Origin of the sequence: Rubrivirga aquatilis (genome assembly GCF_046845665.1) — a bacterium.
Lineage (GTDB): Bacteria > Bacteroidota > Rhodothermia > Rhodothermales > Rubricoccaceae > Rubrivirga.
The window spans coordinates 3,883,584-3,903,734 of record NZ_CP177355.1 but is presented as its reverse complement, the minus strand read 5'-3'; the positions used below and the strand labels follow the sequence as shown (position 1 = coordinate 3,903,734).

The window sequence follows — 20,151 nt, the reverse complement described above, 5'->3', positions numbered from 1 at the left end:
AGGGAAAGAGAGTGGCGTCGGGCGATGAACGGTTGCCCGAAAGGTCGGGCCTTCCGGCTCCCCAATGCACGCCGTTCGTCTGGAGGCCTGTTCTTCGTCTCGAACCGGGCCCTCACGCCCCGGCTGTCGCATCGAGGACGGCATCGAGGGCGCGCACCAGGACACCGGCCGTGGGGTAGCGTCGGGCGGGGTCGGCCTCGGTAGCCGTCTGCAACACCGTCGCCAGGCTGGCGTCGAGGGCCGCCCACGCGCTGCCCGGAACGGGCGGATCCGGGAGGTCGAGCCCGCTGTCGCCCAGGGCCCACGGGACGCGCTGGCGCTCCCCGCCGATGACCTCGAAGAGCAACAGCCCGAGGGCGTACACGTCCGCCGGGAAGCCGACGGGCTCGCCGAGCACCTGCTCTGGCGATGCAAACTCGGGCGTGAGGCCGAGCCCTCGTGGCGCCTCACGGCCGGGGCGCCGAGACAGCCCGAGGTCGAGCACGACGACCGTGCCGTCGGGGCGGACGATCAGGTGCTCGGGCTTGAGGTCCGCGTGGACGAGGCCCCGGTCGTGCAGCGTCTCGATGGCCCGGCACAGCCGCCAGCCCAGCAGGAGCCGCTGCAGGGGCGTCAGATTGCGCGCGTGGTCCGAGGACCGCTGCCCGTCGACGGGCTCCATCGCGAGGTACGGCCGGCCGTCCTCGGCCACGCCCACATCGAGGAGGACGGGCACGGAGGGGGGGCCGAGGCGCCGCAGCATCCGGGCCTCGTGTGCGAACTGGTCGCGCACGCCCTTGACGTCCCGGGTCGCCAGCTTGAGCGCGGCTCGCTGCAGCCCGGCCGGCGTCGGGCGCTCGGCGGCGTAAACGACGCTCCCGCCGCCCCAGCCGAGCTTCCCCCGCACCTCCCAGCCGCCGACCGCCGATGGCGGCGGGGGCGGGTCGGCGCCGAGCCGGAGCGGGCCCTCCATCAACCGCTCGAAGAAGGCGGCGGCCTGGGCGTCGGGCCCGGAGAGCAGGCGCCGGGACGGCGCCACCTCAGGCCTCGGCGAGCGCGCCATAGAGCCACGTCCTCGCCGCGCGCCAGCTCCGCGTCACCGTCGCCGGCGACAGGCCCAGTGCCTCGGCCGTCTCGTCGACGGTGAGCCCAGCGAAGAACCGGCACTCCACGACCTGCACGCCCCGCTGGTCGTGGCGCTCGAGCCGCCGCAGGGCGGAGCCGATCTCAGCGATCTCGGCTGCCTCGCCGTCGGTCATCGAGACGCCCGTCGCTTCGTCGAGCGGGACCGGGTAGAGGCCACCGCCGCGCTTCTGCGCGCACCGCGCCTCGGCGTAGTTGAGCAGCACCTGCCGCATCGCTCGCGACGAGGTCATCATGAAGTGGGCACGGCTCCGGAATCGCATGGCGGACCGCGCCAACTTGAGGTACGCCTCATGGACGAGGGCCGTCGTGCAGACCGACGGCGAGCCGAACGCACGGACGCGGTGGGCGTGGGCGATCTGGCGAAGCTGGGCGTAGACACGCGCCGAGTGGGCCGGGTCGTCGGCATCGTGCCCAAGCGTGCCGAGCAACTCGGCGGCGTCGGCGTCAACATCGTCGCCGACGCCTGAGGCGTCGACGGGGGCAGGGGTGACCATGGGGAAGGGGTCTCGTGTATCTGGGACGCACCGTCCGTGCGGCGGAGCGATCACCCCAGAGTAGCCCGAGCCCCAAGAATCTCCCCGGCCCGGTGCGTTGTGTCTGCTGGGCTTATGTGTGTCACTTGTCTGTTGGAGCCCGACGGCCACCCTGAGGCGTCGTGGGGGGGGGTGGCGCTCGTGGGACCCTTGGTGCCTAACCGTCCGATTGTCAACTAACATTGGCTCCGCCAGCCTCTCCCGGTCCGGTCTCGGGCCCTGTGGCCTAGGTTGGCTTTGCCAACTCCCCGTCGATCCATGCCCGTCCTCGCCCTCCTCGCAACGGTCCTCGTCGCCGCGTGCGGTTCCCCGGCGCCCGCTCCCTCGGACTCCGCCACGACGGCCGTCGAGCACGTCACCGTGATCCCTATGGACGGCGCCGAGCGTGCGCTGGCGGACCACACGGTCGTTGTCTCCGGCGGCCGAATCGTGGCCGTCGGCCCCAGTGGTGAGGTGGCCATTCCCGACGGCGCGGCCCGCATTGACGGGCGGGGGCGCTTCCTCATCCCGGGCCTGGCCGAGATGCACGGCCACGTCCCGCCCCCGCGAGCGCCAGCCATCGACACCGAGGAGACGCTGTTCCTCTACCTCGCCAGCGGCATCACGACCGTGCGTGGAATGCTCGGGGCCGACGGCCAGCTGGCGCTCCGCGACCGCGCAGCGCGCAGCGAGATCTGGTCGCCGACGCTCTACCTTGCCGGGCCCAGCTTCAACGGCCGCAGCGTCTCGTCGCCCGAGCAGGCGGAGGCGATGGTGCGCCGGCAGGCGGCCGAGGGCTGGGATCTGCTGAAGGTCCACCCGGGCCCCACCCGGGCCGAGTACGACGCGATGGCCGAAGCCGCTCGGGAGACCGGCATGCGGTTTGGCGGCCACGTCCCCGCAGATGTGGGGCTGGCGCACGCCCTCGCGCAGGGCCAGGAGACGTTCGACCACCTCGACGGATTCGTGGAGGCCCTCGACGGGGACCGGGGCCCCGTTGACCCGAAGGCGCTGGCGGCGGTCGTCCGCGCTGCACGAGAGGCGGGCGCGGCAGTCGTCCCGACGATGGCGCTCTGGGAGGTGCTCTACGGCACCGCCGACCTTGACGCCCTCGCGGCGTACCCCGAGCTGGCGTACGTCTCCGACGGCCAGGTCCGCACATGGACGGCCGGCGCCGCGAGCCGCCGCGCCGCCGCCGACCCGCAAGCCGCGAGGCACGTGATCGACAACCGGACGCGCATTCTGGCCGCGCTCCACGCCGGCGGCGTGCCCATCCTTATGGGCACCGACGCGCCCCAACTCTTCAGTGTCCCCGGCTTCTCGCTCCACCGCGAGCTGCCCTATCTCGTGGCCGCCGGGCTGTCGCCGTACGAGATCCTGTATGCTGGGACGACCGCCGTCGGCGCCCACTTTGCTGCGTCCGACACCTTCGGGAGCGTGGCGCTCGGCCACCGCGCCGACCTCGTGCTGCTCGACGCAGATCCGCTGGCGGACGCCGCCCACCTCCAGCAGATCGCTGGCGTGATGGTGCGCGGACGGTGGTTGCCGCGTGCCGAGATCGACCGCCGGCTGGCGGCCATCGCCGCCCGCCACGCCCGCTAGCCCGCCCGCCTCGGCGCCGAGGTGGGCGAGGTACGGGGGCACCTTCCGAACGGCACTCGTCGCCAGCACGCGTTCAACTCAGCATTGCGAGAAGGGCCATGCGCGTCGGGGCCTCGAGGGAGCGCCTGTACTGGATGACGATGTGCAGGCTTCGGTGTCCGTGCTCGTTGGGATGGGGGAGGACGCGGGCGACGGCGGCCTCGGGCGTCATGCCGTGCCCCACGAGGGACTTCCAGATCGCTCCGAATCCCCCCGGGATAGAGAGCCGGAAGCCGGTCGGTATGCGTCTGGAGCCAGTCGGACGCGAGGTCGACGAGTACGAGGAGCACGTCTCGGTCGCCCCACTCAGGCCCTCGGCGCAGGCCGCGTCGACGATCGCCGGAGGCACCTCGCCTCCGTAGCGCCAGAGACACGCGGCGTGGAGGGGTGCGCCGTACAGGGTGCCAGTCTTGCCCGAACGAGGGGCGGGCGTCTCCCGGGCCGTACCGGCGAGGGAGAGGTCTGCAAACACGTCGCCCCCAGACGCCATCGGGCACGACGACAAGAACTGCAGGGCCAGGGTGATCGCCCCGAGATCGCCCGACCTCGCGTGCTCTCCGATGGCGTCGGAGAGAGAGCGTCTCGGGTCTCCGGCGAGGCACCGAGCTGCTGCCATGCGCGGATGAGCCCGTCCACAGGGTAGCGGTCGTCGCGCTGCGGACGGGTGACCCCGATCCCTCTGGCGGCCTTTGCGATCAGCGGCGCGACGCTGACCAGTGACCAGTCGCGCTCGGATCGTCGGCCAGCGCGCAGACGGCCTTGTGCAGCCAGGCATGCCAGCAGAGGAACCACTCGTGACCACTGTATCGCATGCCCAAAATGTACCGGCGGCCGGAAGCCAGGAGGCGTGCCACACCGCCCGTCTCTGCCTCGCTCCAGGCCTCACCACCCACGATCTCTCCGAGGCGGAGCGGGCGAGCAGGAGGCCCGCTGCACGGATCAGCATGGGATCAGGTGAGGCGGGCGAGGAAGGCCCCGATGGCGCCGAAGTAGGCGTCGGGCTGGTCGAGCCACCCGTAGTGGCTGCACTGGTCGAGCCAGACGATCTCGGAGTTGGCGAGCGCCTCGTTCGTCCGGAACGGCACGAGGTCGCCCAAGAGGTCCTGGCGGCCGTGGACGACGAGGGCGGGGCGCGTGAACCCGGCCAGCGCGTCGTACAGGTCGTACCCGGTCCGCCGGAGGTCGGCGTAGACCAGGCCGCGCACCTGGGGGAAGTTGGCGCCCTCCCGCGTCAGCGACTCGACGACAAAGGGGATGTTCTCGGGGTCGTAGACGTAGGCCGCGGCGAGGGATTCGACCCGCTCGCGCGCGGCGCGGTCGGGGTCGAGCGCCTGGTATGCCGGGTCGAACGACCGCTCGTAGACCGCCCGCCGCTCCGGGCCCAGGCGCATCCGGATGTTCGAGCCGACATAGTCGAGCCACGAGAGGTCGGCCCCGCCGGACGACGACAGGACGAGGCCGCGGACGCGGTCGGGGTGGCGGGTCGCGTAGAGCATGGCGTACATCCCGCCCCACGAGTGCCCCAGCACGGCCCACGCCTCGGTCCCGAGGTGCCGCCGCAGCGCCTCGATGTCGCGGACCATCAAGTCGACGGTGATCGTCGAACTGCTGACGGTGGCGAGCGGGGAGCGGCCCGTCCCGCGCTGGTCGAAGAGGATCACGCGGTGCCCGTCGCCGAGCGCGGCGAGTTGGCGGGCCAGGCCGGCAAAGTGCTCGCTGGAGAGCCCCGGGCCGCCGTTGAGGACCAGGAGCGGCGGGCCCTCGCCGTACGTGTGGTAGTAGAGGTCGACGCCGTCGGACGGCGCCGTCCCGGTCGTCTGAGCGAGCGCCGGGGCCGCGAGGCACACGACGGCGACGGCGAGGGCGGCAAGGCGAGCGGTCATCGGGGGGCGGGGAAAAGGCAGGGGATGGGGGAGCGGCTCAGGGGGCGGCGGCCTCCCACTCGTCCGCCGTCGCCACGGACTTCTGGTACTCCATCAGCCACGTCCACCCGTCGCCATCCCGGACCAGCAGCGACTCAAAGTGGATGTAGACCGGCGCCGGCGCCTCCTCGCCGACGGGATGCAGGCGGTACGAGAACATGCCCGTCTCGTGGGCCGTCGTCTCGCTGCGGAGCCGCTGCGTAAACCGGAACTCCAGCCCGGCCTCCTTCCGCCCGGCCGCGGTGTCGTCGAAGTACGGCTTCCACTCCGCGAACGCCCCGGCGATCGGCTTCGAGTCGTTGGTGAAGAGGCTCACGAGGACGGCGTCGGGGTGGTAGAGCGCCGCGTAGCCGTCGAAGTCGCCGTCGACGACGGTCCGGACGGCCTCGACCCAGAAGGCGTCGAGGTCGTCGGCGGGAGCCTGCGAACGGGCGTGCGGGGCCACGAGGAGGCACAGGGCGAGGGCGGGCCAAACGGAGAGTCGCAGCATGGTGGAGCGGGGGTGGGCGAGCGTCTAGGTACGCCAACCCCGGCGGTCGGTGTCGGCGGGAGCGCTGCGGGGCCGGGCTCGGGCTGGACCCAATCGGGAGCCGTCCGCGCGCGGTGAGGCGGTCGAGGCCGAGCTCGACGAGCTCACCGGCCGCTAGCGGGCGACGGCGTTTACCGGTTGCGGTCTATCGTGCCGTTCCGCCCCACCGCCCCGGCCGATGCGATCCTCGACGCTCCCGCTCGTCGTCCTCCTGACGGTGCTCGCCACCAGCGCCGCCGCGCAGCCGGCCGAGGGGCCCCCGCTCATCCCCCGCGTGATGATGCTGTGGCCCGACCTTCCGGAGTTCCGCCCGGTCGGCCCCGAGCCGCGGCCGGTCGAGCCCGGCCTGTTCGCCCACGTCCGGCCCGTCTTCGAGGTGCCCTCGCCCGACGGCGCGTGGCTGGCCGGCACCGCCGACGGCGCCCTCACGGTCCGCGCGGCCGACGCCGACACGCCCGCGCTGACGGTCCCGGTCGGCGACGGGCCACGGTGGAGCGTCGCCAGCGCGAAGTGGTCGCCCGACGGCGCGCGCCTAGCTGTCCGCCGCGTCGACGATTCGGCCGTGCCGCGTATCCCGATGCTCGGGGCCGAGGGCGACACCGTCCGCTGGGCGCCGTACTCCCGGGCCGGCGAGCCGCTCCCCGATCATCGCCTGTGGGTGGTGGAGCGTGCGACTGGCGACGCCGCGCCCGTCCCGCACGAGCCGGGCGCCGAGTTTGTCCACGCCGTCGGGTGGAGCCCCGACGGGGCGCGGCTACGCTATTTGGAGGCTGACCGCCTGCTCCGGCGCCTTGACCTCCGCGAGTTCGACGTGCACACCGGCAGGGCGCGGACGCTGCTCCGCGAGGAGGCCGAGGGCCGCGTCATCGGCATCGAGATGATCCACGGCTACGGCGGCCGCCTCGACGGGCTCGGCTGGGTCACGTTCGTCGACGGCGGCCGCTTTGTGTGGACGAGCGAGCGGACCGGCGAGGCGCACCTCTCGCTGTACGACGCCGACGGCGGGCTCGTCCGGCCGCTGACCGAGGGCGCGCTGCCGGGCCCGGTCCAGCGCGTCGCCCACGTCGACCGCGCGGCGGGCGCGCTCTACGTCGTCGCCGTGGCGGACGCGGAGCGGCCCTGGGACCACGCCCTCTTCCGCGTCGGCCTCGGCGGCGACGTGCGCAAGGTGGCCGACGGGCCCGTGATCGAGGAGGTGGTCCCGACCGACGGCGGCGACCTCCTCGTCGTCCGCGCGGGGTTTCCAGACCGTCTCCAGGTCGACCGCGTGACGCCCGGGGGCGAGACCATCGGCACGCCGTGGGTGGCGGACTGGGGCTTCATCGGCGACCTCCCGCGCCGCCACGAGCGGCTCGTCCTGACCTCCGCCGACGGGGTCACGCCGCTCGACGCCGTCCTCGTGCTCCCGCCCGGCGACCACCCCGCCCAGAGCGTCGCCCTCGTCGACTACGCGTATGGCGGGCCGAACGCGGTGCAGGTCCCGCGGTCGCCGCAGACGCCGTGGCTCTGGGAGGCCTACCGCCTCGCCGAGCAGGGGCTCGCGACGCTGTTCGTCGACGGACGGGGCTCGCCGGGACGGGGCCGGGCCTTCCTCGACGTCTCGGCCGGGCGGATCGGCCAGGTCGAGGTCGCCGACCACCGGGCGGCGGTCGAGCAGGTGCTCGCCCGGTTCCCCGAGCTCGACCCGGCGCGCGTGGCCGTGCTGGGCCACAGCCTGGGCGGCGTGCTCGGGCTCCGGGCCGTCGCCGAGGCGCCCGACGTGTTCCGCGCCGCCGTCCTCTTCGCGCCCGCCGTCGACGCGGCGACGATGCGGGTGTGGGTGGAGCCGTACATGGGGTGCCTCCCAGCGGACTGCCCCGCCGCCTACGCCGCCAGCGCCGGCCGGCCCCTCGCCGACCGCGTCGAGGCGGCCGTGATGATCGTCCACGGGACGGCCGACGACGACGTCCCGTATGCCGAGGGCGCTGGCCTGGCGGCGGCGCTGGAGGCGGCCGGCGTCGACGTCACGTTCGTGACGATGCCCGGCACGGACCACATCGTCCAGCGGTCGCCCGAGGTTTGGGCGCAGGCCGTCGCGTTCCTCCGCGCCCCGCTGCGATAGGGCGTCTGGGCGGGGGCGGGGTCGAGCTCACGCAAGGCCGCGATCCCGCTTGTGTGGGAGTAGAGGGGGGCGAACCATGGCCCATGGACGCCGACCTGGATGACGGTCCACGGGCCCTGAGCGGCGCCGGTCAGGGGGCGGCGGGGATCGAGACGGTGAACACGGCGCCGCCGCCCGGCCGGGCGCCCACCTCGATCGTCCCGCCGTGGCCGTCGACCACGATGTCGCGGGCCAGCGACAGGCCCAGCCCGACGTGGCCCGTGCCGGCAGTCCGCGTCGTGAAGAACGGCTCGAAGACGTGGGCCCGGTCGGGCTCAGGGACGCCCGGCCCGGCGTCCTCGACGGCCAGCTCGACGGCCCCGCCCCGGCGGCGCGTGCGGACCGTCACGGCGGACGTGGGCGGGGCCCCGCGCTCGGCGACAGCGTCGAGCGCGTTCGTGACCAACGCCGCCACCACGCGGGCCAGTTCGCTCGCGACGCCCTCGACCGCCCCCGCGTCGGCGCCGAGGTCCAGGGTGACCCCCGGGGGGGGGACGCCCGCGCGGGACCGCCAGGCGTCGGCGGCCAGGAGCACCTGCTCGGCCACCAGGCCGTTGACGTCGACGGCGTCGCGCGCGCCCGACGGGACCGCGGCGTGGTCCATCATCGCCCGGACGATGCGGTCGGCGCGGCGGCCGTGGGCGGCGATCTTGTGGGCGTTGCCGGCCAGGTCGTCCAGCAGATCCTGCGCGCCGGCGAGCGCGTCGCCGACGGACCGGGCGGGGTCGGCCTCGAGCTCGGCGCGGAGCTCGTCGGCGAGGTCGACCGAGAGGGCCGCGAAGTTGGTCACGAAGTTGAGCGGGTTCTTGAGCTCGTGGGCGATGCCGGAGGCCATCCGGCCCAGGCCGGCCATCTTCTCCTGCTGGACGAGCCGGGCCTGGGCGCGGCGCAGGTCGGCCAGGGCCGCCTCGGCGGCGTGGCGGGCCGCCTCGAGCTCCTCGGCCCGGCGCGTCGCCTCGGTGACGTCGCGGAAAAACCAGATCCGGCCGTAGCGCTCGCCCGCGCGGCCGCGGACCGGCGCCGTGTAGCGGTCGAACACCCGGCCGTCGCGGAGCTCGAGGGTCTCCCTCGCCTCCTCGTCGGGGTGGTCGTAGAGGTGGGCCACGCGAGCGAGGAAGGCCTCGGGGTCCACGAGGTGGTCCAGGACGGCCTGGAGCGCCGCGGCGTCGTCGCCCGCGGCGACGACCTCGGCCGGCAGCCCCCACAGCTCGGCGAAGCGGCGGTTGTGGGACAGGATCCGGCCGTCCTCCGAGACCACCAGCAGCCCGTCGATGGAGGCCTCGTCCTCGGCCTCCAGCAGCGCCTTCTGGTAGCGGAGTGCGCGCTCGGCCTCGACCCGCTCGGTTACGTCGCGCGAGTTGACGACGACGCCCTCCTCGCCCGAGGTCGGCGAGAGCGTCTGGCCCGTCGCCTCGAGCACGCGCCACGAGCCGTCGGCGTGGCGGAGCCGGAACGTGGTGGTGTGCGGCGTGCCCGGCGCGGCGAGCGCCGCCGCGAGCGTGGCGTGGACCGCGGGCAGGTCGTCGGGGTGGATGCGGTCGAACGACCCGCCGGCCGCGAACGTCCCCCGCGGAACGCCGAGCACGCGCTCCACCGACGGGCTCTGGTAGCGGACCCGGCCCTCGGCGTCGACGATCGAGATGAGGTCGGAGGCGTTCTCGATGAGCCGCCGGAAGTGCTCCTCGCTGGCCCGGAGCGCCTCTTGCGCCCGCGTCCGCTCGGTCACGTCGCGGACGACGGCGACGATCTGGGCGCGGCCGTCGATCGCGATCGGGAGCAGCCGGGCCTCGAAGTCGCGGCGCTCGTCGCCCAGCGGCAGCGTGTACTCGATGTCGACCGGCTCGCCGCTCCGTCCCACCTCGGCCAGGGCCCCCGCGATCTGCGTGGCGACGGGCGGAGGCAGCACGTCGGCCATGCGGCGGCCCAGGAACTGCTCGGGCGGGACGTAGAGCCCGAACTGGCGGCCGGCGCGGTAGTCGCAGATCGTCCCGTCCGTCTCCATCCGGAAGTACAGGTCGGGGAGGGCGCGAAAGACGGCTTCGAGCTCGCGCGTCCGGTCGGCGAGCTGCCGGGTCCGGTCGGCGAGCTCGGCGGTCCGCGCGGCGACCCGCTCTTCGAGCTCGGCGTGGGCCCGGCGGAGCGCGGCCTCCGCCCGGACCCGCTCGTCGACGTTGCAGACGCTGGCCAGGACGCAGTCCTCGCCCGCGATCCGGACGCGGTGCAGGCTGACCTCGACCCAGAACCGGGTGCCATCGCGGTGCCGTCCCAGCCACTCGAACCGCTGCGGCTCGCCGGCCACGGCCTTTTCCACGTAGGCTCGTGCGTGCGCCGCGTCGTACGGCGGCGCCCCGTCGCTGATGCCGGCGACGCCGAGCGCCTTCAGTTCGTCGAGGGTGCAGCCGTGCAAGTCGCACGCCTTCTGGTTGGCGTCGAGGATGGCGCCCGTGTCGAGGTCGTGGACGAAGATGGCGTCGCTGGCGAGCTCGAAGACGGTCCGGTAGCTCTCCTCGGAGGCGCGGAGGCGGGTCTCGGCGTCGGCACGGCGACCGTTGGGGGAGGGGGCGAGGACAGAGGCCATGGAGCCGAGGGAGGGTCGGTCGGTCGGCGCTGCGGCCCCGGGGCGGGTCCCGGCAGGAGCCCGTCGCCCCGGGGCGCAGCGTGCCCGAGCCGGGCGCATCGGCCCGGAGGGCAGGCCGTCAGCTCGCGGGCCGGTACGTGAGCCCTTCGAGGGTGATCACGTACTGGCGGGCCGCGGCGTCGTGGCGGACGGCGTAGCGCGTGGGGTACGGGCCGGGCCGCTCGAAGGCTTCGGGCAGCACGACGGTCTCGACGTGGTTGGGCTTGCTGAGCAGGAACGCCCGGGTGATCATCGGCTCGGGGAAGACGACGTGGCCGTCGTAGCTGCCCCAGAGCAGGACCTCGGTAAAGGCGGGCCCGCCCGGCGCGTAGGTCGGGTCGGCGCCGTCCACCCAGTGCAAGCCCATGTAGGGGATCGGGACGTTGTCCGGCGGGTTGACGTAGCCCGCGGGCAGGTAGCGCGGGTCGGGCTCGCGAGCGCCCTTGACCAGGAACTCGGGGTTCGACAAGACCCACGTCATCCGCTCGGCCTCGGGCACCATGTAAAAGTGCATGTCGAAGTGCGGGACGGTGAACAAGCCCTCGGGCTCGTGGCCCTGCGGGTTCCAGTCGAGCGAGAGGTGATCGAAGGGGAGCCCCAGCGCCTCGGCCTCGGGCGGGAGCGCCAGCGTGTGCATGTTCATGGTCTCGTGGCCTAGCGGCGCCATCGCAGCGGGCAGGCCGTCGAGCGCCGCCTCGGTCAGCACCAGGCCGATGGCCTCGGGCGCCCCGTCGGCGTCGGTGCGGACGATGGCCCAGGCGTGGCCGTCGCCGATGGCGACCGCCGGCCCGGCGTGCGTTTGGGGGGCGGCCGCTGAGTTGGACGGGATGAGGGCCACGGTGGCGACGGCGGCGGCGACCAGCCCGAGGCCGAGGAGGAGTCGCATGAGGGGGGTGCGCATGGGGGTGGGGCGGGGCTCCGGGCCCCGCGCTGGACGGCCCCAGATTGGCCCCGCCGCGACCCCACTCGCGTGGGACGAACGTCCCATTTTTTTTGGCGCCGCACCGCCGGACTGCCGAACGAGACCGGCGGTGATGTACGTTGACAGGCTCAGAAGAAGCGGTCCCGGCAGGCGTCCCGTTTCGACCCCCCGCAGCCCGGCGCGACCCCGCGCAGCGAGTCTGCGGGCAGACGGCCCCGGCCGGGGCAGATCTCGCGTTGGGCGGGCCGATCCCGCCCGTGTCCGGGCCCCCGGGCCCCCGGCCATGCGGCTGACCTTGACGTCGGACGGCTTGGCGCGCCTCGGCGAGGCGACGCGCATCCTGCTCAGCCCCCTCGCCGCGCCCGACGTGGACGCCTGGCGGCGCGACGCCATGGGCGCCGTGTGCGCCGCTCTCGGTGCCGAGAGCGGGAGCTTCACCTTCCCCGGCCAGCCCCGCGTCGTCGCGTGCGTCGGCCTCGACGCGGCCGTCACCGACGCGATCGACGCCTACACCGGCCCGACGTGGTCGGGCCGCGGCGGCTCGCCCGAGCCGCTCCTCGACGAGTTCTACCGCCGCGCGGTGGCCCATCGCCTCGAAGTCTGGGACATGCACTCGGCCGACCACCTCCTCGGCGGCGAGGGGGCGGCGTGGTCCAATCAGTTCTACGACGAGGTCCTCCGGCCGAATGGGCTCCACGACACGCAGGCCCTGTTCGCGCCCATGGGGGAGGGGAGCGTGATGCTGACGGCCCACCACCTCCGCCAGGCGGCCGGGCCCGGCGATCACCTCCCGTTGCTCGGCCTGCTCCTGCCCGCCTTCAAGGCCGGCCTCGACGCGCTCGCCCGCTTCGACGCCCAGCGGACCGCGCTCGACGTGCTTGTCGAACCGCTCGTGGTCTTCGACGCCGACGGCCGCGAGGTCCACCGCAACGCGGCGCTGGTCGAGTTGCTGGCGCGGGAGCCCGAGGCGGCCCGCTTGGCCGCCGAGATGGGCGTGCTGGCCGGCGGCCTCCGCTCCCTGGGTTTTCAACGCCCCGGCGACGCCGCCGGCGCCCCGGTCGATCGGGCGGTCCGCACCCGGGCGGCGGCGTACCGCCTGCGCGGAGCGCTCTTGGCGGCCAGCCCCTTCGGCGCCGACGGCGCCGTGCTGGTCTCCGTGACGCCCGACGCCGGCCCGACGCTGCCCCCACCCGAGGCCCTCCGCGCGCGCCACGGCCTGACCCGCCGCGAGGCCGAGGTGGCGCTGCTGATCGCTGAGGGACTGTCCAACGCGGACCTCGCCGCGCGCCTGTTCATCAGTCCGCACACGGCGCGGCACCACACCGAGCAGGTCTTCGGCAAGCTCGGGCTGACGTCGCGGAAGGCGCTCGCGCTCCGGCTCCTCCAACCGGCCTGACCCCGAGTCGGTGGCTCCGTTCGGGCCTGAGGGGGGGGAGGATGAGTGTGCTTGGGAGCGGGGACCCGCGTTCCAACCCCCGGCATGGCGTGGCCAGACATCGCCAGAGGCCGATGGCGTCCGCTAGCGGGTGGCGCCCGAGGCGAGGCCGTTCGCCCGCAACCAGCGCGCCACCGTCTCTCGGACGCCCGGCGCGATCTGGGGCCAGTGCCATTGGCCCGCCTCGTCGGTCCACGACGGCACCTCGAGGCGGTGGTCGGCCCGGGGGAACGTGTGGGCCTCGGCGCGCGCGGCGGCCGGGAAGCGACGGCGGAGCGGCTCGGCGTGGTCGGCCGGGGGCGTGATCCAATCCGCCCCGCCGTAGAGGAGGAGGGCGGGCGCTCCGAGGCTGTCGAGCGACGGGCGGACGGCGTGGTTCGCGCGCCACCACACGAGGTCGTCGGGGGTCCGCGGCTGGTCGACGTACTGGCCCCACGGTGCCCCTTGCGCGTGCGCGGTGGCCTCCGCCAGCAGCGGCCAGCCCTCGCCCGTGCGGGCCACGTAGAAGTAGAGGCCGAGGAACGCGAGGGCGTCCTCCACCTCGGCCTCGGGGCGGGCGTCGTCGCGCATGCCGGCGGCGACCTTCGCGATCTCTTGCTCGCGGGGGGTGCCCCCCGCGGCGGAGACGAGCAGCAGGAAGGCGGTGTCGCCGAGGTCGGCAGCGGCCATCTCGGCGACCCATCCGCCCTGGCTCCATCCCATCAGCCCGACGCGACCCGCGTCCACCTCGGGCCGCGCGCCGAGGGCACGGGCGACGGCGACCACGTCGTCGGCGAGCGTCCGGAGGTCGGCGTCGGGGTCGCCGCTGGAGGCCCCGCCGCCACGCTTGTCGAAGAGCACCACCGCCAGTCCCTCGCGGGCGAGGAGGTCGGCCCACGACCGGTACGCGTCGGTGTGCCGGCCCTGCCGCCCCGACCCGTGGACCAGCACGACCGCCGGATGGGGGGGCGCGCCCTCGGGGAGGATCAGCGTCCCGGCCAGCTCGACGCCGCCGCTCGCGACCGTGATCTCCTCCGACGTGTACGGCGGCGGCCCGGACCGCTGGAGCCGGAGCGAGAGGGTGTCCTCGGCCAGCGGCGTCGAGGCCGTGACCGCGTCGCCCTCCGGGACCACGGGCAGCGCGCCGAGGCCGAACGGGAACGTCACCTCCAGGCCACCAGGGGTCGGGGTGGCAGGCAGGGGCAGGCCGGCCAAGATCAGGCTCGGCACGTCGAGGGCGGCGCGGAGCGAGTCGCCGGACGGCGCCACGCGCAGGCGCACCGGCATCTCGGCGCCTCGGAACGTGAGGGCGCCCTCCCAATGGCCCGCCACGCTCGGTTGGGCGACGACGGCCGTGGAGAGGAGCGAGAGGAGGACGAGCGTGCGCATCGGGACGAGGGAAAGAATGGGACGGCCGGCGCCGAGGGCGCCCTCCTCGGTCGCGAGGTGGGGAGACTCCCCCCACCTCGACGCCAACGTAGCGAGCCCCGCTACAGTCCGAACCAGTAGGTCGCCTTCAGCAGGAACACGTTCTCGACCGGCGCCCGGAAGACCTCGCCGATCTCCTCGCCGATCCCGAACCCGTCGTACGGCCCGAACTCGGAGCGCTGCTGCTGCCAGACCGCGAACAGCGTCGAGCCCGGGCGCCACTCCCAGCGGAGCACGGCGTTGCCGCGCAGCGACCGGAAGTTGAAGTCCCGGTTGCCGAGCTGGAACGGGGCCCCGCCGTCGCCGGGGTCGATGTCGAAGGCCACCACGGCGCCCTCGCCGTCGAGCACCTCGGCGACCGTCCCGCGCGCGACGCCGTACACGTCGAAGTCGAACGAGCCCGGCGTGCGGAACTCCTTGAGGCTCGAGTACTGGCCCGTCGTCACGAACGGCTGGGCGAAGAGCTGGAGCGTGAGGTCGGGCGTGAACGTCCAGTCGGCGCGGATGCCGAGGTCGAACGAGACCTGGCGGATGTCGGCGAAGACGTAGCGCGTGCCGTCGAGCGCGGCCGCCGGGTCCTCGATGCGGGCGAAAAACTGGTCGTTGTCGCGCTCCCAGCCGAGCGTCGGCTCGATGGAGAGCGACAGCGCGTTGCTCGGGCGGACCGTCATCTCGGCGCCGACGGTTCGGTCGTACTCGGCGGGCGCGCCGTCGTAGTCGTTGGCGAACTCCGAGCGGACGCTGGCGAAGAGGCCGCCCGAGACGACGCGGCTCTGGTCGGTGTTCACGTTCATCCGGATCCCGGCGTCCGTCGGGCGCTCGGCGATCGGCCCGCCGCGCGTCAGGCGGTCGTTCTTCTGCGGGCCCGTCGCGTTCACGCCGAGGTTGACCGACCACTGGTTCTGGAACTGGGCGTAGGCGCCGCCCCCGTAGTAGTGGCCGATGAGGTCGCCGTCGAAGTTGGACACGTAGCCGCCGTAGTGGTACACGCTGTAGCGCCGCAGCGGAGCGGCCTCCGCCTGGCGGCGGCCCACGAAGTAGTTGATCGACGCCACGTCCGCGCGGTTCTGGAAGCCGAGGTCGTTGACGTCGAAGCCGGGCGAGGTGGCGGCGCCGGTCAGCGAAGCGTCCCAGCTGTTCTCGACGCTGCGCTGGACCGACAGCTCGGCGTGCGCGCCGGCGAGGCTCGTCCGGCTCGCGTCGACGGACAGGTGGTCGGCGTCGGGGCGCTGGTAGTAGCGCTGCGGGGCGGTCTGCAGGCGCGTGATAAACTCTGGGCTGCCCCGGACCACGCTCGTCGCGGCGACGCCGCTGACGGCCCACGCGCGCTCGGCGAAGCGGTGCTCGAAGTCGAGGCCGGCCAGCGTGGCGCTGGACGCGGTGATGCCCTCGAAGAAGCCGTCCGACCCCATCCGCCGGCTGGCGTTCGTGACGATGCCTCCGACGACCGTGTTGCCGGCCCGGAAGTCGCGGCGGACGCGGCCGACGAGGTAGTTCGACAGCGGCTCGACGGGCGAGCGGAGCTCCTCGCCCGCCGTGGTGATGTAGCGCGCGTCCTCCTCGAGCGTCACCGCGTCGAGCAGGCCGACGGACCACGGGCCGATCTTGCCGCTCACCTTGGCCGCCGCCGCGATCGGCGTCTGGTCCGGCGCGTCGACATACGCGATGTCGCCGCCGCCGAGTCGGCGCGTGGGCGAGCGGCCGATGCGGCGCGAGTAGAAGAAGGTCGGCCGGAAGGAGACGTTGTTGGTCCGCGTGCCGCCGTACTCGAAGATGTCGACGCCCTCGACGAAGAACGGCCGGCGCTCCTCGAAGAAGTTCTCGAACTGGCTCAGGTTGACGACCGCCGGGTCGGCCTCGACCTGCCCGAAGTCGGGGTTGACGGTGGCGGTCAGCGTCAGGTTGGACGAGAGTCCGATCGTCGCGTCGAAGCCCGCGTTCGGGCCGAAGGCGTTCTCTTCGTAGAACGGGTTGTCGGCGTCGCCGGGCGCTTGCGTGAGTTGCGAGAGCGCGTACGGGACGATCTCGATCTGGCGCGGCGCGCGCTGCACGTCGAGCCCGTCGAGGCGGCCGAACCGGGAGACGAAGCCGTTCGCATCGGGCAGGATGGGCGCCCAGAACACGTCCTCGCCGGTCGTCGGCATGCGGCGCTGGAACTGGATGCCCCAGACCTCCGGCCCGGCGCCGGTCGTGTAGCGGAGCTGGGAGAACGGGATCCGCATCTCGACGGTGTAGCCCGCCCCGTCGGCGGTCTGGAATCGCGCCGACTTGCCCTCCCAGACGGCGTCCCAGCTCGTGTCCTCGTCGCCGTCGTTGAACATCAGGATGTCCTGCTCGACGTTGCCGGCGGTGACGCCGAAGTAGAAGGCCGTCCGGTCGTCGTTGTACGAGTCGAAGGCGACGGCCACGCGGTCGCTCCCGACAAACTGGTCGCGCCGCGCGAGCCGGGCGACGAGCGTGCTCGGGTCGCGGACGTAGCACCAGAAGGCGACGTAGAGCGCGTCGTCGCCGTAGAGCACGGCGGCCTCCGTCCGCTCGGTCGCCGGGTCGCCGGGCGCCGGCGTTCGCTGCACGAAGTCGGTCGCCCGAGGGGCCGTCGCCCACACCGCCTCGTCGGGCACGCCGTCGATGCGCGGCGCGGGGGTGTCGGCCAGCGGGACGACCTGCAGGCTCGGCGGGACGCGGAGGGCCGGGCGGTCCGTGGACTGGGCGTAGGCGGCGGAGGCGAGGAGGGCGGCCAGGAGGCCGAGGCGGAGCAACGTGCGCACGGGCGGGGTCGGAAGGGTGGGGGCGTGACGGCCCACACAACCGGGTGTTGCGCCGGAGTGCAAAAATATTAACAGGCGCTCGGCAGGGCTGTCCAGGCGTCTGCCTCCGAGGGCGTTAGCGAGTGGGCCGCGCGAAGCGCAAGCGATAGCGCGGGTCGAATCGGCTCCCGCTGTGGCGCCGGCAGCACGCCGCGCACGCGGTCGGCCGCGTGGGGCGCCGGGCCCGGCGGTGCGTCTCGCCGCAGCCGGGGCACGTCGCCTCGAACCCCGTCCACCCGCCGAAGTCGCCGGGGGCGGCCCCGCCAGGCCAGATGACGGCGCCCGAGGCCGCGTGCGTCACCCGGAAGTACGCCGGCCGGCGGGCCGCGTGGCAGGCCCGGCAGCGGCGCGGGCGGACCGGCTGGCGGTGGAGCCCGTGGCTCGCGTCGCACGACGGGCAGTCGGCGCGGTACGGGGCGTCGTCGTCGGGGAGGTCGCCCGCGAACGTCCGCTCGGGCGCGGCGCCGCACGCGACGGCGAGCGCCTTCCAGGTCGCGTCGTGCGCCGACCGCCCCCGCCGCTCGGCGTCGATGGCGTGGGCGATCTCGTGGCGGACGGTGTCCTCGACGTCGGCGGGCGCGAGCGCGAGCGTGAGGGGGGCCGAGAGCGTGATCCGCTTGTCCCCGATCCGGCAGGCGCCCAGGCGGCGCCGGGCGCGGTCGAAGCCGACCGTCCAGCCGTGCGCCTGGAGCGGGGCGCCGAGGAGCTCGCGGCCGAGCCGGTCCATGAGGCGGAGCGCGAGGGCGCGGGTGTCGTCGAGCGTCGGCATCGGGCCACGAACGGGGCCGCGCGCGCCGGGGTTCAGGGGCCAGTGGGGCCGATCGGAGCGCCTTCGGGGCCGATCGCTTGAGTGTTTGCGAGACGGGCCGATACACGACGACGGACCGCCCTGCCCTCGCTATGCCACTCGCTCCGACCTCTCCCTCCGGCGACGGATCCTCCGCCGCCGCCGACGTGCGAGAGTCGCCCGCCGACCGACGCGTCGGCTGGATGTGGCGCGCCGTGGGCGGCCTGCGCTCGATCCGCTCCGCCCCGCCGCCCGCCCCGGCCCCCGAGGCGCTGCCCGCCACCCTCCTCGACGCCGTCGCCGACCCCGTGGTGGTCGTCGACGCCGGCGACCGGGTGACGGCGATGAACCGGGCGGCGTGCGCCCTCCTCGGGTGCGAGACGGGCGCCCACGTCGGGCAGGGCTTCGCCGACACGTTCTTGCCCGCGTCCCACCGCGACGCCCACCGCGAGCGGCTCCAGCCCGGCACCGACCCCGAGGCCTCGCCCGTCCCGCTCGTCCGCGACGACGGGACGGAGGCGAAGGCCGAGATCACCGTCCGGCCGGTCGCGGACGACGGCGCGCTCTTCGGGCTGACCCTGCGCGACCTCGGCGCCGCCCAGCGCGCCGCCAGCCACGACGAGCGCCGCCGCCGCACGCTGCGCACGATTGTCGACGCCATCCCCGACCCCGTCGTCGCCGTCGATCGCGCGGGCCGCGTGGTCTTCCGCAACCGCGCGAGCCTGGCGCTCGGCCGCGACGCCGGCATCGGGCCGGCCTCGCCCGGGAGCCCGCCCGACGCCGGCGCCCAGGCGCGCTGGCGCGACGCTCAGGCCGTCCTGCGATCGGGCCACCAGACCGAGGCCGAAGAGCCCGACGGGCGGGGCGGCACCCAGCGCACGACGCGGATCCCGGTGCTCGACGCGAGCGGCGGGGTCATCGGGCTCGTCGTCATCTCGCACGACATCACCGAGCGGAAGGCCGAGGAGGCCCGGCTGCACGTCGAGAAGGAGGCGGCCGAGGCGGCGGCGCGCGCGAACGGCGAGTTCCTGGCGACGACGAGCCACGAGATCCGCACGTTGATGAGCGGCGTCACCGGCATGACCGCGCTCCTGCTCGGCACCGACCTCGACGAGGAGCAGCGCGACTACGTCGACACCGTCCGCACGTCGAGCAACGCGCTCCTGACGGTCGTCAACGACATCCTGGACCTCTCGAAGATCGAGGCGGGGATGCTGGAGGTGGAGCACCGCCCGTTCGACGTCCGCCGCGTGGTGAAGGAGGCCGCCAGCATGGTCGCCCAACAGGCCTCCGCCAAGGGGCTCGACCTCACGGCCGAGGTCGGCGGCTCCGTGCCCGAACAGGCACAGGGCGACGAGACGCGCGTCCGCCAGGTGCTGGTCAACCTGCTCTCGAACGCCATCAAGTTCACGGACGCTGGCTCCGTCCAGGTCCGGGTGTCGGCGACGGAGGGCATCGCTGAGCTCACGTTCGCCATCGAGGACACCGGCGTCGGGATCCCACCGGACCGGCTGGCGGCCATCTTCGAGCGCTACGCCCAGGCCGACGCGTCGACGGCCCGCACACACGGTGGGACGGGCCTCGGGCTCGCCATCTGCCACAAGCTCGTCGAGATGATGGGTGGGCGAATGAGCGCGGAGTCCGAGACGGGACGGGGCTCGACGTTCCAGTTCACGATCGCGCTCTCCGCCGACGCGGACGCCGTTCCGGTCCGGACCAGCCTGCCGCCCGCCGCGAGTGCGGAGCCCGTCGCACGCCCGGAGCCCGCCCGCCAGCCGCAAGCGGCCCCCACACTCGCCGTCCCCCCGCCGCCAGCCAGCGAGGAGCAGACGGCCCGGCCCCCGTCGGCCGTCATGTCGGACGACATCCTGCCCTCGGCTCGCGTACTGCTCGTCGAGGACGACCCGGTGATGCAGAAGGTCACCAAGCTCACCTTGCTCCGGCTTGGCTACCGCCCCGACGTGGTCGCGAACGGTGCCCTCGCCGTCGACTCCGCACGGTCGGGCATCTACGACGTGATCCTGATGGACGTGATGATGCCCATCATGGACGGCCTGGAGGCGACGCGCCGCATCCGGGCCGACGACGGGGCCCACGCGACGACGCCGATCGTGGCGCTGACGGCGAACGCCATGAAGGGCGACCACCAGCGGTGCATGGCGGCCGGGTGCGACGAGTACCTCACCAAGCCCGTCGACGCGCGCCTGCTGGCGGCCACCATCGAGCGCGCCGTTCGCGCCCGGGCAACCGGGTAGGGGAGGCCCTGCCGAGGCCGTCGATGCGTCCGCCCCGCAGGGGGGTGGGCGT

General features: G+C 74.1%; 13 protein-coding genes. 4 read left to right on the top strand and 9 right to left on the bottom strand.

Features of this window, described 5'->3' with window-relative positions; all coding sequences use genetic code 11:
• Window positions 1-112: 112 nt before the first annotated feature.
• Window positions 113-1,018: a serine/threonine-protein kinase gene (locus ACLII4_RS17205; RefSeq protein ID WP_412068627.1), complete on the bottom strand. Its 906-nt coding sequence runs from the start codon at window positions 1,016-1,018 to the stop codon at window positions 113-115.
• Between the two features lies 1 nt (window position 1,019).
• Window positions 1,020-1,619, bottom strand: a complete 600-nt coding sequence (locus ACLII4_RS17200) for an ECF-type sigma factor (protein WP_412068626.1) — start codon at window positions 1,617-1,619, stop codon at window positions 1,020-1,022.
• A 297-nt stretch (window positions 1,620-1,916) separates the two neighbouring features.
• On the opposite strand from ACLII4_RS17200, the gene ACLII4_RS17195 reads away from it, so the two are divergent.
• Window positions 1,917-3,239, top strand: coding sequence for an amidohydrolase family protein (locus ACLII4_RS17195; RefSeq protein WP_412068625.1), 1,323 nt, complete (start codon window positions 1,917-1,919; stop codon window positions 3,237-3,239).
• A gap of 989 nt (window positions 3,240-4,228) precedes the next feature.
• On the opposite strand, the gene ACLII4_RS17190 is transcribed toward ACLII4_RS17195, so the two are convergent.
• Window positions 4,229-5,161 carry an alpha/beta fold hydrolase gene (locus ACLII4_RS17190; protein ID WP_412068624.1) on the bottom strand — a complete coding sequence of 311 codons (933 nt, stop codon included), beginning with the start codon at window positions 5,159-5,161 and terminating at the stop codon, window positions 4,229-4,231.
• Between the two features lie 37 nt (window positions 5,162-5,198).
• Window positions 5,199-5,690 (bottom strand): hypothetical protein, encoded by a 492-nt coding sequence (locus ACLII4_RS17185; RefSeq protein ID WP_412068623.1) that lies wholly within the window; start codon window positions 5,688-5,690, stop codon window positions 5,199-5,201.
• 217 nt (window positions 5,691-5,907) lie between these two features.
• On the opposite strand from ACLII4_RS17185, the gene ACLII4_RS17180 reads away from it, so the two are divergent.
• A complete protein-coding gene (locus ACLII4_RS17180; RefSeq protein WP_412068622.1) occupies window positions 5,908-7,830 on the top strand; it encodes a prolyl oligopeptidase family serine peptidase in 1,923 nt (640 codons plus the stop codon).
• A gap of 130 nt (window positions 7,831-7,960) precedes the next feature.
• Here the strand turns inward: ACLII4_RS17180 and ACLII4_RS17175 are convergent, their stop codons facing one another.
• Both ACLII4_RS17175 and ACLII4_RS17170 read right to left on the bottom strand, forming a co-directional pair.
• A complete protein-coding gene (locus ACLII4_RS17175) occupies window positions 7,961-10,447 on the bottom strand; it encodes a PAS domain S-box protein (RefSeq protein WP_412068621.1) in 2,487 nt (828 codons plus the stop codon).
• A 118-nt stretch (window positions 10,448-10,565) separates the two neighbouring features.
• The gene (locus tag ACLII4_RS17170; RefSeq protein WP_412068620.1) at window positions 10,566-11,372 is read right to left on the bottom strand and encodes a DUF5602 domain-containing protein; all 807 of its coding nucleotides are present in this window, start codon (window positions 11,370-11,372) and stop codon (window positions 10,566-10,568) included.
• 319 nt (window positions 11,373-11,691) lie between these two features.
• Here ACLII4_RS17170 and ACLII4_RS17165 point away from each other — a divergent pair, with 319 nt between their 5' ends.
• Window positions 11,692-12,804, top strand: coding sequence for a response regulator transcription factor (locus ACLII4_RS17165; protein ID WP_412068619.1), 1,113 nt, complete (start codon window positions 11,692-11,694; stop codon window positions 12,802-12,804).
• A gap of 123 nt (window positions 12,805-12,927) precedes the next feature.
• On the opposite strand, the gene ACLII4_RS17160 is transcribed toward ACLII4_RS17165, so the two are convergent.
• The 3 genes from ACLII4_RS17160 to ACLII4_RS17150 all read right to left on the bottom strand — a co-directional run bounded on the left by ACLII4_RS17160 (window position 12,928) and on the right by ACLII4_RS17150 (window position 17,826).
• On the bottom strand, window positions 12,928-14,211 hold the full coding sequence (locus tag ACLII4_RS17160; protein ID WP_412068618.1) for an alpha/beta hydrolase: 1,284 nt from the start codon (window positions 14,209-14,211) through the stop codon (window positions 12,928-12,930).
• A gap of 101 nt (window positions 14,212-14,312) precedes the next feature.
• Entirely contained in the window at window positions 14,313-17,018 is a 2,706-nt protein-coding gene (locus ACLII4_RS17155; RefSeq protein ID WP_412068617.1) for a DUF5916 domain-containing protein, read from the bottom strand.
• 115 nt (window positions 17,019-17,133) lie between these two features.
• Window positions 17,134-17,826, bottom strand: coding sequence for a SprT-like domain-containing protein (locus ACLII4_RS17150; RefSeq protein WP_412068616.1), 693 nt, complete (start codon window positions 17,824-17,826; stop codon window positions 17,134-17,136).
• A gap of 131 nt (window positions 17,827-17,957) precedes the next feature.
• On the opposite strand from ACLII4_RS17150, the gene ACLII4_RS17145 reads away from it, so the two are divergent.
• Window positions 17,958-20,099 carry an ATP-binding protein gene (locus tag ACLII4_RS17145; RefSeq protein ID WP_412068615.1) on the top strand — a complete coding sequence of 714 codons (2,142 nt, stop codon included), beginning with the start codon at window positions 17,958-17,960 and terminating at the stop codon, window positions 20,097-20,099.
• Window positions 20,100-20,151 lie beyond the last annotated feature (52 nt).

Excerpts from the sequence above, each read along its gene's own strand:
- ACLII4_RS17170 (WP_412068620.1), bottom strand. The coding sequence starts at position 11,372 with ATGCGACTCCTCCTCGGCCTCGGGCTGGTCGCCGCCGCCGTCGCCACC.
- ACLII4_RS17150 (WP_412068616.1), bottom strand. The coding sequence starts at position 17,826 with ATGCCGACGCTCGACGACACCCGCGCCCTCGCGCTCCGCCTCATGGAC.
- ACLII4_RS17160 (WP_412068618.1), bottom strand. The coding sequence starts at position 14,211 with ATGCGCACGCTCGTCCTCCTCTCGCTCCTCTCCACGGCCGTCGTCGCC.
- ACLII4_RS17180 (WP_412068622.1), top strand. The coding sequence starts at position 5,908 with ATGCGATCCTCGACGCTCCCGCTCGTCGTCCTCCTGACGGTGCTCGCC.
- ACLII4_RS17190 (WP_412068624.1), bottom strand. The coding sequence starts at position 5,161 with ATGACCGCTCGCCTTGCCGCCCTCGCCGTCGCCGTCGTGTGCCTCGCG.
- ACLII4_RS17165 (WP_412068619.1), top strand. The coding sequence starts at position 11,692 with ATGCGGCTGACCTTGACGTCGGACGGCTTGGCGCGCCTCGGCGAGGCG.
- ACLII4_RS17200 (WP_412068626.1), bottom strand. The coding sequence starts at position 1,619 with ATGGTCACCCCTGCCCCCGTCGACGCCTCAGGCGTCGGCGACGATGTT.
- ACLII4_RS17185 (WP_412068623.1), bottom strand. The coding sequence starts at position 5,690 with ATGCTGCGACTCTCCGTTTGGCCCGCCCTCGCCCTGTGCCTCCTCGTG.
- ACLII4_RS17195 (WP_412068625.1), top strand. The coding sequence starts at position 1,917 with ATGCCCGTCCTCGCCCTCCTCGCAACGGTCCTCGTCGCCGCGTGCGGT.
- ACLII4_RS17145 (WP_412068615.1), top strand. The coding sequence starts at position 17,958 with ATGCCACTCGCTCCGACCTCTCCCTCCGGCGACGGATCCTCCGCCGCC.
- ACLII4_RS17175 (WP_412068621.1), bottom strand. The coding sequence starts at position 10,447 with ATGGCCTCTGTCCTCGCCCCCTCCCCCAACGGTCGCCGTGCCGACGCC.